The following is a 13,239-nucleotide window of genomic DNA, read 5'->3' on the forward strand; positions in this document are numbered from 1 at the left end:
CGTGCCAGCGTCTCGCCGTCATCTGTCGGTCGTCCCCGATGCCGCCCCACCGGTGTCCGATGCGGGCGGCTTCATCCTGCGCGTCGAACTCGACGAGATCACCCCACCGATCTGGCGTCGCCTCCGGGAGGCATCCACCATCGCCCTCGACGACCTGCACCTCGCCATCCAGGCTGCGATGGGCTGGGACAACTATCACCTGCACCAGTGGCGTTCGCGTTCCGACCCGAACGACCGGAACCTACCTACGTACAAGCCGACCTACGCCTTCGCCGACTGGGAGACCGATGAGGACGAGCGTGACGAGGCCGGGGTGCCGTTGACGACGCTGCTGCATGATGTCGGGGATCGGCTCGGCTACGAGTACGACTTCGGCGACAGTTGGGATCACACCATCACCGTCGAGGCCGTCACCGAGGACGCCGGAGCGACTCGCTGTCTCGATGGGGCGCGCGCCTGCCCGCCGGAGGACATCGGCGGCACCCACGGCTACGCGACACTGCTGGAGGTCAAGGCCGATCCGGAGCACGAGTATCGGGACTGGCTCGGCGAACATGCCGACGCCTTCGATCCCGAGGCGTTCGACGTCGACGCGGTGAATCGCCGCATCTCATCGGAAGCTCACGCGGCAGCCATCTTTCGGACCGCAAAGGCCAACTCGGCGCTGGTGTCCTCGATCGCCGGACGCCTCTTTCCGGAGTCCGTGCCCGACTTCACCGCGGCCCTCGGCGCGGCCCGACTCGACGAGCCGGTCACCGTCCCCGACGACGCGGCGCAATTCCTGGCCCCGTTCGCCGCACTCGTCCGCGCGAGCGTCGGCGGCATCAAGCTCACCCAGGCCGGCTATCTTCCACCGGTGGTGGTCGCCGAACTCCGTGAGCTCATCCCGGACACGATCGGTCCATCCAATCGGGAGATCGACCACTATCAGGTCAGCATGCTGCGCGAGTACGCCCGCTCGATGGGCCTGACCAGGGTCTACAAGGGCACCTACATGGCGACCAAGATCGGCGGCCGATGTGCCGAGGACCCGATACTGTTGTGGGACACCATCACCCGCAAGATCCCCTTCGACAAGGACGACGCCGACCGAGAGCTCGCCATCATCGAACTCATCCAGATCGCTGCGGGCATCCTGGATCGCGGGCCGCTGGCACACGAGACCATGACGGCGTTGAAGTGGCGTAAGACCAACGGCGGCAACATGGGCGACAGTTACTCCGAACTCCAGCGACTGTTCACCATGCTCGGCGTCGAACGGCCGTCTCGATGGAGCAGGCGACCAACGCCGCCGATCTCCGACACTGCCCGGATGTTCGCCCGCACGGCGCTGGTGCACTCTTGACCTGCACCCCCGACCCGCACTCCTGACCGCAGCGGCCGAGCCGTTCACGCCCAGAAGCCGCGTTCCTCGAGCAGCGCCACCGCGCGGTGACCGCCACGCAGGAAGTGTCCCTCGGTGAGGGTGCGGGCCATCCCCGGTGACCGGCTTGCGAGCGCGTCGACGATCTCGCGGTGATCGCGCAACGAGGATGCGACCGACTCGGGATGGGAGTCGAAGAAGCCGTCCGGGATGGCTCCGCTGAGGAGTTTCAGTTCGGCGACGAGCCGCCGCGACCGCGCACCGAGGTTGATGAGCCGGTGGAAGCCGAAGTTGAGGCGTTCGAGGGCGAGGAGATCGTCGGCGGATTCCATTCGGGTGGCCAGTGCACTCAGTTCGGCGAGTTCGTCGTCGGACAGATTCATCGATGCGCGTTCGGCGGCCAGCCCGGAGATGACGCCGAGCATCCAGTAGTGATCGCGGATGTCCTCACGTGCGAGGTCGGCGACGAAGGCACCACGCCGCGGGATGGTCTCGATGATCCCCTCGCCGGCCAGGGAGATCAGCGCTTCGCGAACGGGGAGTTTGCTCATGCCGAGCCGATCGGCGAGCGCGTCCTGATCAACCTTGGTCCCGGGCTTCATCTCGCCGGAGAACACCCGTCGCCGGATCTCCTTGGCGGCGGTCTGCTTGAGCACCGACGACGAAGAGACCGCCGACGAGGAGTCAGGGGTGGCGGGATGCGGTTCCGCGCGGGTCATGGGCTCTCTTCCGTTGCTGGTAGGCGACGCGCATAGATTATCAAATCCTGACGCCATAGGCAGAGTCTTACAGGTACTTTTCGACTTCCTCTGGTTTGTGGTCCACGTTTTTGATAATTTTGGGTCATGTCAGTCACGACTCAGCCACACACCCCCACCGTCGGCGCCGACGATTTCGAGCAGATCCGCGCGGTCGTCCACGACTTCATCCGCACCAAGGTGGTGCCCCGCGAAACCGAGATCATGGAGACCAACGCCATCCCCAGCGACCTGCGCGCACAGGCCGCCGAGATGGGGCTGTTCGGCTACGCGATCCCGCAGGAGTGGGGCGGTCTCGGCCTCGACCTCACCCAGGACGTCGAACTCGCCATGGAGTTCGGCTACACCAGCCTCGCGCTGCGGTCGATGTTCGGCACCAACAACGGAATCGCCGGACAGGTGCTGGTGAACTTCGGCACCGAGGAGCAGAAGAAGCAGTGGCTCGAAGGCATCGCCTCCGGCGAGGTGGTGGCATCGTTCGCGCTGACCGAGCCCGGCGCCGGGTCCAACCCCGCGGGACTGCGCACCAAGGCGACCCGCGACGACGACGAGTGGGTGATCGACGGGCAGAAGCGGTTCATCACCAACGCCCCCATCGCCGACCTGTTCATCGTGTTCGCCCGCACCCGCCCCGCCGACGAATCCGGCACCGGCATCGCGGTGTTCCTCGTCCCCGCCGACACACCCGGTGTCGAGGTGGGCGTCAAGGACAAGAAGATGGGCCAGGAGGGTGCGTGGACGGCCGATGTCTCCTTCGACGGTGTCCGCGTCCCGGCGTCCGCCCTCGTCGGCGGCAAGGAGGAAGCCGGCTACAAGGCGGCGATGACCTCCCTGGCCCGCGGACGCGTCCACATCGCCGCACTCTCGGTGGGTGCGGCGCAACGTGCGCTCGACGAGTCGGTCACCTACGCCGCCAGTGCCACCCAGGGCGGAAAGCCCATCGGCTCTTTCCAATTGGTACAGGCGATGCTCGCCGATCAGCAGACCGGTGTGATGGCCGGCCGCGCCCTGGTCCGCGACGCCGCCGCCAAATACGTCTCCGGCGAGGACCGCCGGACCGCACCGTCGGTCGCGAAGCTCTATTGCACCGAGATGGTCGGCAGGGTCGCCGACCTCGCGGTCCAGATCCACGGCGGCACCGGCTACATGCGTGAGGTCCCGGTCGAACGCATCTATCGCGAGGTCCGCCTGCTGCGCCTCTACGAGGGCACCAGTGAGATCCAGCGACTCATCATCGGCGGCAACCTGATTCGCGCGGCGTCGAAGTAGTCGGACCCAACCCAGGTCGGTCGAGGTGTGACCCTCACCCCCGCCGGGAGAGACCACCCCCGCCCCAGCCGGTCGACACCGCCACCCTCCCGCCGGTCGAGGCGCGAGGAGCGATAGCGACGAGCCTCGAGACCACCGCCACCGCAGCTGGAACCTAACCACCCGCACACCACCGCAACCCCCCGCCGGTCGAGGCGTGAGGAGCGATAGCGACGAGCCTCGAGACCACCGCCACCGCAGCTGGAACCCAACCACCCGCACACCACCGCAACCCCAAAGGACCCACCCATGCCCGGACCACTCCTGAACAACCAGACCGCCGTGATCACCGGCGCCGCACAGGGAATCGGCTTCGCCATCGCCCAGCTATTCGTCGACGAGGGTGCACGCGTCGTCATCGGTGACGTCAACGCCGAGGCCGCCGAGAAGGCCGCAGTCGAACTGGGCGGCCCGTCGGTCGCGATCGGCGTGCGTTGCGACGTCACCAAGGGTGACGATGTCGACGCCCTCCTCGCCGCCGCCGCGGACACGTTCAGCCCTGTCGACGTCATGGTCAACAATGCTGGTATCACCCGGGACGCGACGATGCGGAACATGACCGAGGAGCAGTTCGATCAGGTCATCAACGTGCACCTCAAGGGCACCTGGAACGGCACCCGCAAGGCCGCCGCGATCATGCGGGAACGTAAGAGCGGCGCCATCGTCAACCTCTCGTCACTGTCGGGCAAGGTCGGCATGGTCGGGCAGACCAACTACTCCACCGCCAAGGCCGGCATCGTCGGCATGACCAAGGCCGCCGCCAAAGAGCTTGCCCATCACGGTGTTCGGGTCAACGCGATCCAGCCCGGCCTGATCCGGTCGGCGATGACCGAGGCCATGCCACAGAAGGCGTGGGATCAGAAGATGGCCGAGATCCCGATGGGCCGCGCCGGTGAGGTCACCGAGGTGGCCACGGTGGCACTGTTCCTGGCCACCCATCTGTCGTCCTACATGACCGGCACGGTCATGGAGGTCACCGGCGGGCGGTTCATGTGAGCGCGCAACAGCTTCGACGGGCCGCGATCGTCGCACCCGCACGCACCGCGGTCGGCACCTTCGGTGGCGCCCTCCGCGATGTTCCGGTCGAGGACCTCGGCGCCACCGTCGTCAAGGCGGTCGTCTCGCGCTCCGGCATCGATCCGGAGCGGATCGACGACGTCGTCGTCGCCCAGTCCTACGCCAATTCCGAGGTTCCCTGCGTCGGACGCTGGCTCGCCCTGCACGCCGGGTTGCCGATCTCGGTGGGCGGCATGCAACTCGACCGCCGCTGCGGTGGTGGCCTGCAGGCTCTCGCGACCGCGGCGATGATGGTGCAGACCGGTGCCGCCGACGCCGTGCTCGCCGGCGGTGTCGAATCGATGAGCCGCATCGAGTACTACTCCACCACCAACCGCTGGGGTGCCCGATCGGGCAACGTCACCATGTACGATCGCCTCGACCGCGGACGTGAACGCTCCCAACCGGTCTGGCGGTTCGGCGAGATCTCCGGAATGATCGAGACCGCCGAGAACCTCGCCGCCGACTACGGCATCGGCCGCGAGGCCGCCGACGCCTACGCCGCGCGCAGTCACCAGCGGGCGGCGGCCGCGTGGGAGGCGGGTCGGTTCGATGACGAGATCGTCGAGGTCAGTGTCCCGCAGCGGAAGAAGGACCCGATCATCTTCGCCAAGGACGAAGGCGTACGACCCGATTCAACCGCGGAATCACTCTCGCGACTGCGTACCCTGATGCCCGACGGCACCGTCACCGCGGGTAACGCCAGCCAACAGAACGACGCCGCCGCGGCGTGCCTGATCGTCGCCGAAGACCGCCTCGACGATCTCGGCCTGGAGCCGATCGGCTACCTCACCGGCTGGGCGGCGGCGGGGTGCGATCCGTCCCGGATGGGGATCGGCCCGGTTCCGGCCACCGAGAAACTCGCCACCCGTCTCGGATTCAATTCCGCAGCCGCACTTCTCGACTCGGTCGACCTGGTGGAACTCAACGAGGCATTCGCCGTCCAGGTGTTGAGCGTGCTGGAGGGCTGGAAGTGGAATGATCAGGACCGGCTGAATGTCAACGGTTCCGGGATCTCGCTCGGTCATCCGATCGGTGCCACCGGCGTCCGCATGACCACCACCCTGCTGCACGAGTTGCATCGTCGTGGTGGCGGTCGCGGCCTGGTCACCATGTGCATCGGCGGCGGGCAGGGACTCGCCGCCGTCGTCGAAGCCGTCTGAGAGTCAAGGAGATCTGACAATGACGTCGTCCGATACCCATGCCCGTCCGCTCGCCGGTGTACGCGTGGTGGAGGTCTCCAGCTTCATCGCCTCCCCGCTGTGCGGGCTGACACTGGCCCAGTTGGGTGCCGAGGTGATCCGCGTCGATCCCATCGGTGGGGCCGCCGACGTCCACCGGTGGCCACTCACCGATGACGGCACCACCTCCATCTACTGGACCGGACTGAACAAGGGCAAGAAGTCGGTCACCGCGGATCTGCGATCACCCGACGGACAGGCCCTGGTCCAGCGACTCGTCACCGAATCCGGTTCCGGTGGCGGTATTCTCGTCACCAACGCGGGTGGTCGCGACTGGATGAGCCACGACGCCCTGACCGCATTGCGATCCGATGTCATCACCCTGGAACTCCTCGGCGGCTCCGACGGCACCCCCGCCGTCGACTACACCGTCAATGCGGGACTGGGGTTCCCGCTGATCACCGGCCCACTCGACCACGACGGCCCGGTCAACCACGTGCTCCCGGCGTGGGATGTGGTGTGCGGACTCTATGCGGCGCTGGCGATCACCGCCGCCGTCCGGCGCCGTGAACAGACGGGCGCGGGCAGCCGGATTCGGTTGCCGCTGGAGGACACCGCCCTCTCCATCGCCGGCACACTCGGCTATCTCACGGAGCCGCAAGTCAATTCGCAGTCCCGCCCGGCCGTCGGCAACGACGTGTACGGCACCTACGGCACCGATGTGGTGACCGCCGACGGTGACCGGTTCATGCTCGTCGCGCTCACCGGACGGCACTTCCGCGACCTGGTCCGGATCACCGGCACGGAGGCGGTCGTCGACTCCCTCCAGCAGTCGCTCGGCGTCGACTTCTCCACCGAATCCGATCGCTTCACCCACCGAGCCGTGCTGAACGCGTTGTTCGGCAAGTGGTTCGCCGACCATTCGACCGATGAGGTCGCCGCCGCACTGGCCGGATCATCGGTGCTGTCGCAGCGGTACCGCAGCTTCGACGAGGTCGTCGCGTCGGGTCAGCTTGCGACGAATCCGCTGTTCGCCGAACTCGATCAACCCGGAATCGGCCGTTACCTCGCGGCCGGGCTGCCCGCGTCATTCGACGGGCAGCAGTACTTCGTCGGTCCCGCCATGCCCTTGGGCGCCGACACACCCTGACCCGATTCGCCGCACCCAACCCGGTATCGCCGGCTCCGAACGATGCATCCGCCATAATGGATAAAACTTCGTCGAAAGGAGCGGCCGTGGTGCAGTCCTCAGCCGGATCATTGCCACGCGTCGGCACCCCCAAGCAGCAGCTTTCCGAAGACGTGGCCGGCTACGTCCGTGAACTGATCATCTCCGGCCGGGTCAAGCCGGGCGACTTTCTGCGCACCGAGCCGATCGCCGAGGCCGTCGGGGTCAGCAACACGCCGGTGCGCGAAGGCCTGCTCCTGCTCAACGGAGAAGGGTTCGTCGAACTGGTTCCGCGGCGCGGTTTCATGGTGGCCTCGTTCAGCCGTCAGGACGTCCGGGACATCTTCTGGGCGCAGGCCGAGATCGCGGCCGAACTGACCGCCCGGGCCGCCAAGTCGATCACCCCAACGCAACTCGATCACCTGGAGAGCATCACCACCCGACACGCCGACGCGGTGCGCGAGGGCGCCGACTCCGACACCATCGTCGCCCTGGGCCACGAGTTCCACCGCACCATCAACCTCGCCGCCAATTCACGCAGGCTGGCTCTCATGCTCCGCACGATCGTCCGCCAGCTGCCCAACCGGTTCTACATCGAGATCGAGGGCCACGGCGCCGACAGCATCGACACGCACCCGCAGATCGTCGACGCCTTGCGCAAGCGCCGCGGGAAGGCCGCCGCGGCCCTGATGCGCGACCACATCATGTCCGGTGCCGACGAACTCATCACCATGCTCGAGAAGCAGGGCGTATGGGACGACGAGAACGACGCGGACGCGACCGCCTGAGGCCGTCACCCCGGCACGTCGGATCGGCCGTCACGCCGGAATGAGCCGGCTCGTCGTCACCGCAGCGGTGGGCTCGAGCATCGGCGTCAGGCCGGTGGTCTGGCCGCGATACTTCGCGCTGTAGGCGTCGGCCACGCGCCGGTTGAGCGCGTCGTCGGAGATCCGCTCCAGCATGGCGTCCGATTCGACACCGCCGGCGCTCACGTGTGCGGTGCCCGTAGAGGCGTGCCGGAACCATGCGCCGCTCTCACCGAACGCCGAGCGGATGTACAGGTCATCGTCGACTCGCACGACCCAGATCGGAATTGCCTTCCGCAGCGTGCCATCGGTGCGGTAGGAGCTGATGTGCAGTTCCTGCGCACCGGCGATCGCGTCGAGTTGGTCAGCGTTCCATGCCATCGTCTCGGACCTCCTTGTCGGCGGGTGTCCATGCCAGGCTATCGGCAGCCGGGAACGGGAAACAGATACCGGCGGTACCTGCCTGGCGAATGCGCGGGCGCACCGGGCCGTCGTCGGATCCGGGTGTGCCTGCTGGCAAGTCCGGTCATGACCGCGCACCATGAGCACCACTCCACCCCAGCCGCGGCCCCCGCGAACGCCGACCAGGAACGGATCGACGACACCCGATGAGCCCCATCCAGAACGTCCCCGCCGGCGATCCGGCACCCTCCGCCGGAGAACGGTTCTACCGGCATGGCCTGCGCCGCATGACCGGCCGCGACACGGGCGAACACCACCGCACCGCGAGCGTGCTGGAACTGTTCTTCGACCTGACCTTCGTAACAGCTTTCGGGGTCGCCGGTTCGCAACTCGCCCACGGCATCGCCGAAGATCACGCGGGCGCCGCAGTCATCGCCTTCGCCATCGCCATACTGTCCATCATGTGGGCGTGGGTGGGCTACACCTGGCTGGCAACGTCGTTCGACAACGACGACTGGCTGTTCCGGGTGTTGACCCTGGTCCAGATGGCCGGGGTCATCGTCGTCGCCGTCGGCATTCCCGACCTCTTCACGTCCGTGCGCGAAGGCGAGGATTTCCACGTCGGGGTGATGGTGACCGGTTACGTCATCATGCGTGTCGGGGTGGTCGCCATGTGGTTGCGTGCCGCACACGACGACCCTGCCTCGCGCAGCCTCGCGATGACCAACGCGGTGAGCGTCGGGGTGGCCCAGATCGGTTGGGTGGCATGGCTTCTCCTACCGTTGTCGTTCACCGCCGCCCTCGTCTGGCTGGTGATCATCTGGATTCTCGATCTCGGCGGACCCATTCTCGCCGAATTCAAGGGACGTCGACGCGGTGGCGGCTTCCCGTGGCACGCGCACCACATCGCCGAGCGCTACGGATTGCTCGCCATCATCGCGATCGGCGAGTCGATCACCGGCACTCTGGCTGCTGCCCAGATGATCTCGGACGCAGAGGGGTGGACGGTCGAAGCCGTGGTCACGATCGCCGCCGGTGTGCTCATCTCGTTCTCGTTGTGGTGGACCTACTTCGTGCTGCCCTCTGGTCCGGTCCTGGATGTCCGGCGGGACAAGGTGATTCCGTGGGCGTATGTGCACATCGTGCTCTTCGCCGCGATCGCCGCGATCGGAGCCGGCCTACACGTGCTCGGCTACGTCTTCGACGATCACTATCACGTGTCGACATTCGCCGCGATCTCCTCCATCGCCATACCCGTGCTGATCTTCATGGCCTGTGTGTTCGTCTTGCTGTGGTGGCTGCTCGGGGCACCACCGCGCAACATCGGTCATGTGGTCACGTTCGCGATGCCGGTCGTGGCCATGGTGTTGGCGGCCGTCGGTTGGCCACTGTGGGCGTGCCTGCTGGTCGTGCTCGTCTCGCCGCTGTCGGTGATCGTGTTCTACGAGACCTTCGAATGGCGTTTGCTGGCGCGGCGGTTGGACGTCGTGATCGACGGCGCCGCCGATATCGGTTGACGTTCACTCCGTCCGGAAGTACGGCCGGTGCTTCCGGTTGGCCTCGACGATCTCTCCCGCCATCGTCAGCGCCACCGAAACGGTGTCGGTGCCGGCCGCCGTCGAGCGATTGAGCACCTCCCGGGCGGTGTCGGCGATGGCGTCGACGCGTTCGGTGAGCCCGGTCTCGTCGTCGCGTACCTCCGCCTCGACGGCGAGAAGTCCGCCAGCGTTGGCGACGAAGTCGGGGATGTGCACGATGCCGCGTGTGCGGAGTTCGGCCGCAAGGGAATTGGTGCTCAGCATGTTGTTGGCCGCACCGACGAGCGCGGCGGCACGCAGCGCGCCGACCGTCTTCTCGTCGATGACACCGCCACCGGCACATGGCGCCACGACGTCGACGTCGAGCTGCAACACATCCGCGAGATCGACTGCGATGATACCGATCTCGTCGACGGCGCGATGCACCCGGTCGGCGTCGATGTCGGCACCGAAGACCTGCGCGTCGGCCCGGGCCAGCATCCGCGCGACGTGCAGGCCGACGTTACCGAGTCCCTGCACCGCCACCCGCGCGCCGGCGACGGTCCGGCCACAGGCATCGAGGGCCACCTCGATGCTGCGCACCACGCCGCGAGCGGTGAAGTACGACGGGTCGCCGCGTTGACTGGAGACGACGGGCACGTGGCGTCCGATCAGTTCCAGGTCGCGCACCGATGTACCCATGTCGACGCCGGGAATGTACCGGCCGTTCAGTGAGGCAATGTATTTGGCGTGGGCGATGAGTACCTCGTCCCGATTGGCCACTCGCGGATCGATGTTGATCACGCTCTTGCCGCCACCGAGTGGCACTCCGGCCAGCGCCGCCTTGTAGGTCATCGCCTGGGCGAGGTTCATGGCATCGGCGACGGCGTCCGCGTGCGAGGCGTAGGAACGCATCCGGACACCGCCCAGTGACGGACCGAGCGTCGTATCATGCACGGCGATAACGGATTCGAGTCCCACCTCGGGATCGCGGCAGAGCACGATCTGCTCGAAGTCGCGATCGTGCAGCGCGGTGAGGAGTTCGGTGGTCGAGGTCTGTGATGTCATGGCGCAGGACGCTATTGGCGATAGGTTGCGTCGCACAAGGACTTGGTGCGAAGTGGCGACAAGTACGCAACTCTTTGTCGCCACGACGACCATCGCGATAGATTATTGCGCATGGTCCAACTCGATGACGTCGATCTCCACCTGCTCGCACTGCTGTCCGACGACGGTCGGGCGACGTTCTCGGATCTCGCATCGCGGGTGAATCTGTCGGTGGCCGCCACCAAACGGCGCGTCGACCGACTTCGCGCACAGAACGTCATCACCGGTTTCACCGCGACCGTCGACCACGCCGCGCTCGGACGCCCCGTCGAGGCCTTCACCGAGGTCCGCTACGTCGGCACCTCCCAACCGGACGAGATGATGGCCGAGATGACGCAGATCCCCGAGGTGGAGGCGGTCTACACAATCGCCGGCGACCCCGACATGCTCGTCAAGGTGCGCGCCCGCGACCACAGCCATCTGCAGCAGGTGATCAACCACCTGCGGCGGGGCGGCAAGGCGACCGGCACGAAGACGATGATCGTGCTCGGGTCCTGGCATCGCTGAGCGAGACCCACCCGAACACGTCGTCGTCGAACACAAGAATTTTCACCGGTTGCGGCATCGTGCTCGACTTCTTTGCGTATCGGCACCGGGATCGCCGTTCTCCTTGGCGTGGCCCAGGTCACACTGATTGCATGACGTGCACTGCCGATCATCGCCTGCCCGCACCGGCCACAGCCCTCGTGCGCGCAGGCACCCCAGTGCGTGCCACGGGTACCCCCGTGTCCGGTCGGCAGCCAGAGATGCACTGCGCGTAGCGAACTCGCAACGAGGAGACACACCTATGCGGGGAACCGGGATATGGCGGACAAAATCCGTCGAGCAGTCGATCGCCGAGACCGACGAACCGCGCAGCAAACTGCGCAAGGACCTGACCACCAAAGATCTCACGGCCTTCGGGGTCGCCGTGGTCATCGGAGCGGGCATCTTCACCCTCACCGCCCGCACCGCCGGTGACATGGCCGGGCCGTCGGTGTCCTTGGCGTTCATCCTCGCCGCGGTGGCGTGCGGGCTCGCGGCGTTGTGCTACGCCGAGTTCGCGTCCACCGTCCCCGTGGCGGGCAGCGCCTACACCTTCTCCTACGCCACCTTCGGTGAGTTCATCGCCTGGATCATCGGGTGGGACCTCATCCTCGAATTCGCCTTGGCCAGTTCGGTTGTCGCCAAGGGATGGTCGCTGTATCTGGCGGACTTCATCGGTCTGCCCACGACCATCTCGATCGGCGGGATCGACACCGACTGGGGTGCGGTGGCGGTGATCGGCGCGATCACCCTGACCCTGGCGTTCGGGGTCAAACTGTCCTCACGCGTCTCGGCCGTCATCACCGCCATCAAGGTGGCGGTGGTCCTGCTGGTGATCATCGTCGGCGCATTCTTCATCAACACGGCGAACTATCACCCGTATGTGCCTGCGGCAGAACCGAACACCGACAGCGACGCGGGACTTCAGCAGACCCTGTTCGCGGCGCTGAGCGGGTCGGACGGCAGTAACTACGGCTGGTACGGACTGCTGGCCGCGGCCAGCCTGCTGTTCTTCGCGTTCATCGGCTTCGACGTCGTCGCGACCACCGCCGAGGAGACCAAGAACCCGCAACGCTCCATTCCGCGCGGCATCCTCGGTTCCCTCGCGATCGTCACCGTGCTGTACGTGGCGGTGACCGTCGTGCTGACCGGCATGGTCGGCTATCAGGAACTGCGGACCGGCAGTCCACTGGTCGGCGACGGCAGCGCCACCCTGGCCACCGCATTCGAGGCGCACGGCATCACCTGGGCACAGACCGCGATCAATGTCGGTGCCCTGGCGGGCCTCACCACGGTCGTGATGGTGATGATGCTGGGTCAGACCCGCGTGCTGTTCGCGATGTCACGCGACGGCCTGATCCCACGATCGTGGGGAACCACCAATGCGTCGGGAAATCCGGTGCGCGTCACCATGATCGTCGGCATCGTGGTCGCGGTGATCGCCGCACTGTTCCCGATCGGCGTGCTCGAGCAGATGGTCAACATCGGCACGCTGTTCGCCTTCGTGCTCGTCTGCGCGGGCGTGCTGATCCTGCGTCGCACCCGACCGGACCTCAAGCGCGGATTCCGGGTTCCCGGAAGCCCATTCGTCCCGATCCTCGCGATCGTCGCCTGCGGCTGGCTGATGATCAACCTGTCGGTCGAGACCTGGATTCGGTTCGTCGTGTGGATGCTGATCGGCGTCGTCGTCTACCTGCTCTACGGCCGTCGTCACTCGGTCCTCGCACTGCGGTCCCGACAGGCAGGGCAGCCCGACACCGTTGACAGCGCCCTCGCCCCCACTGCCCTCGTCCCCACTGACAGCGCTCACCTGGACACTGACAGCGCTCTCGTCCCCATTGACAGCGCCCGGACTGACGTTGACAGCGCTCGCCGATGACGTGACAGCGCTCGCATGACGTCTGATGGCGCCCGGCTCACCCCAGCCCGTTGTATGCCAATCTGGGTGTGAGTCACTTCCGAGGAGGAGGTTCACAACATGAGTATTAGTGCTGGTTACACGATCGCTGAGATCACAGCCTATGTCCGGGAGTATCTGGAGTTGCCGC

The 13,239-nt window shown here is 66.5% G+C and carries 12 protein-coding genes; 9 read left to right on the forward strand and 3 right to left on the reverse strand.

Annotation, left to right across the window (positions count from 1 at the left end):
• Nucleotide 1 precedes the first annotated feature (1 nt).
• Nucleotides 2–1,345: a plasmid pRiA4b ORF-3 family protein gene (locus tag ABLE92_RS24215; protein ID WP_348807352.1), complete on the forward strand. Its 1,344-nt coding sequence runs from the start codon at nucleotides 2–4 to the stop codon at nucleotides 1,343–1,345.
• Nucleotides 1,346–1,389: 44 nt separating this feature from the next.
• On the opposite strand, the gene ABLE92_RS24220 is transcribed toward ABLE92_RS24215, so the two are convergent.
• Nucleotides 1,390–2,082 (reverse strand): GntR family transcriptional regulator, encoded by a 693-nt coding sequence (locus tag ABLE92_RS24220; protein WP_348807353.1) that lies wholly within the window; start codon nucleotides 2,080–2,082, stop codon nucleotides 1,390–1,392.
• A gap of 126 nt (nucleotides 2,083–2,208) precedes the next feature.
• On the opposite strand from ABLE92_RS24220, the gene ABLE92_RS24225 reads away from it, so the two are divergent.
• The 5 genes from ABLE92_RS24225 (at nucleotide 2,209) to ABLE92_RS24245 (ending at nucleotide 7,622) form a co-directional block, all read left to right on the forward strand.
• Nucleotides 2,209–3,390 carry an acyl-CoA dehydrogenase family protein gene (locus ABLE92_RS24225; protein ID WP_348807354.1) on the forward strand — a complete coding sequence of 394 codons (1,182 nt, stop codon included), beginning with the start codon at nucleotides 2,209–2,211 and terminating at the stop codon, nucleotides 3,388–3,390.
• Between the two features lie 288 nt (nucleotides 3,391–3,678).
• Nucleotides 3,679–4,425, forward strand: a complete 747-nt coding sequence (gene fabG, locus ABLE92_RS24230; protein ID WP_348807355.1) for a 3-oxoacyl-ACP reductase FabG — start codon at nucleotides 3,679–3,681, stop codon at nucleotides 4,423–4,425.
• Nucleotides 4,422–5,648 (forward strand): acetyl-CoA C-acetyltransferase, encoded by a 1,227-nt coding sequence (locus ABLE92_RS24235; protein ID WP_348807356.1) that lies wholly within the window; start codon nucleotides 4,422–4,424, stop codon nucleotides 5,646–5,648. The genes fabG and ABLE92_RS24235 overlap by 4 nt, the downstream gene beginning before the upstream one ends.
• 19 nt (nucleotides 5,649–5,667) lie before the next feature.
• Complete coding sequence (locus ABLE92_RS24240; protein ID WP_348807357.1) at nucleotides 5,668–6,816, forward strand: CoA transferase; 1,149 nt, start codon at nucleotides 5,668–5,670, stop codon at nucleotides 6,814–6,816.
• Nucleotides 6,817–6,902: 86 nt separating this feature from the next.
• On the forward strand, nucleotides 6,903–7,622 hold the full coding sequence (locus ABLE92_RS24245) for a GntR family transcriptional regulator (RefSeq protein WP_348807358.1): 720 nt from the start codon (nucleotides 6,903–6,905) through the stop codon (nucleotides 7,620–7,622).
• Between the two features lie 30 nt (nucleotides 7,623–7,652).
• Here the strand turns inward: ABLE92_RS24245 and ABLE92_RS24250 are convergent, their stop codons facing one another.
• The gene (locus ABLE92_RS24250; protein ID WP_348807359.1) at nucleotides 7,653–8,021 is read right to left on the reverse strand and encodes a DUF2255 family protein; all 369 of its coding nucleotides are present in this window, start codon (nucleotides 8,019–8,021) and stop codon (nucleotides 7,653–7,655) included.
• Nucleotides 8,022–8,248: 227 nt separating this feature from the next.
• Here ABLE92_RS24250 and ABLE92_RS24255 point away from each other — a divergent pair, with 227 nt between their 5' ends.
• Nucleotides 8,249–9,559 carry a low temperature requirement protein A gene (locus ABLE92_RS24255; RefSeq protein ID WP_348807360.1) on the forward strand — a complete coding sequence of 437 codons (1,311 nt, stop codon included), beginning with the start codon at nucleotides 8,249–8,251 and terminating at the stop codon, nucleotides 9,557–9,559.
• Nucleotides 9,560–9,562: 3 nt separating this feature from the next.
• Here the strand turns inward: ABLE92_RS24255 and ABLE92_RS24260 are convergent, their stop codons facing one another.
• Nucleotides 9,563–10,627: a Glu/Leu/Phe/Val dehydrogenase dimerization domain-containing protein gene (locus tag ABLE92_RS24260; protein WP_348807361.1), complete on the reverse strand. Its 1,065-nt coding sequence runs from the start codon at nucleotides 10,625–10,627 to the stop codon at nucleotides 9,563–9,565.
• Nucleotides 10,628–10,738: 111 nt separating this feature from the next.
• Between ABLE92_RS24260 and ABLE92_RS24265 the strand changes: the two genes are divergently transcribed.
• Entirely contained in the window at nucleotides 10,739–11,173 is a 435-nt protein-coding gene (locus ABLE92_RS24265; protein ID WP_348807362.1) for an Lrp/AsnC family transcriptional regulator, read from the forward strand.
• A 280-nt stretch (nucleotides 11,174–11,453) separates the two neighbouring features.
• A complete protein-coding gene (locus ABLE92_RS24270; RefSeq protein ID WP_348807363.1) occupies nucleotides 11,454–13,070 on the forward strand; it encodes an APC family permease in 1,617 nt (538 codons plus the stop codon).
• Nucleotides 13,071–13,239 lie beyond the last annotated feature (169 nt).

Origin of the sequence: Gordonia oleivorans (assembly GCF_040044975.1) — a bacterium.
Classification (GTDB): domain Bacteria; phylum Actinomycetota; class Actinomycetes; order Mycobacteriales; family Mycobacteriaceae; genus Gordonia; species Gordonia oleivorans.

What these genes read in the sequence shown, in the direction of transcription:
- ABLE92_RS24220 (WP_348807353.1), bottom strand. Translation starts at nt 2,082, where the DNA reads ATGACCCGCGCGGAACCGCATCCCGCCACCCCTGACTCCTCGTCGGCG.
- ABLE92_RS24225 (WP_348807354.1), top strand. Translation starts at nt 2,209, where the DNA reads ATGTCAGTCACGACTCAGCCACACACCCCCACCGTCGGCGCCGACGAT.
- fabG (WP_348807355.1), top strand. Translation starts at nt 3,679, where the DNA reads ATGCCCGGACCACTCCTGAACAACCAGACCGCCGTGATCACCGGCGCC.
- ABLE92_RS24240 (WP_348807357.1), top strand. Translation starts at nt 5,668, where the DNA reads ATGACGTCGTCCGATACCCATGCCCGTCCGCTCGCCGGTGTACGCGTG.
- ABLE92_RS24250 (WP_348807359.1), bottom strand. Translation starts at nt 8,021, where the DNA reads ATGGCATGGAACGCTGACCAACTCGACGCGATCGCCGGTGCGCAGGAA.
- ABLE92_RS24255 (WP_348807360.1), top strand. Translation starts at nt 8,249, where the DNA reads ATGAGCCCCATCCAGAACGTCCCCGCCGGCGATCCGGCACCCTCCGCC.
- ABLE92_RS24260 (WP_348807361.1), bottom strand. Translation starts at nt 10,627, where the DNA reads ATGACATCACAGACCTCGACCACCGAACTCCTCACCGCGCTGCACGAT.
- ABLE92_RS24265 (WP_348807362.1), top strand. Translation starts at nt 10,739, where the DNA reads ATGGTCCAACTCGATGACGTCGATCTCCACCTGCTCGCACTGCTGTCC.
- ABLE92_RS24270 (WP_348807363.1), top strand. Translation starts at nt 11,454, where the DNA reads ATGCGGGGAACCGGGATATGGCGGACAAAATCCGTCGAGCAGTCGATC.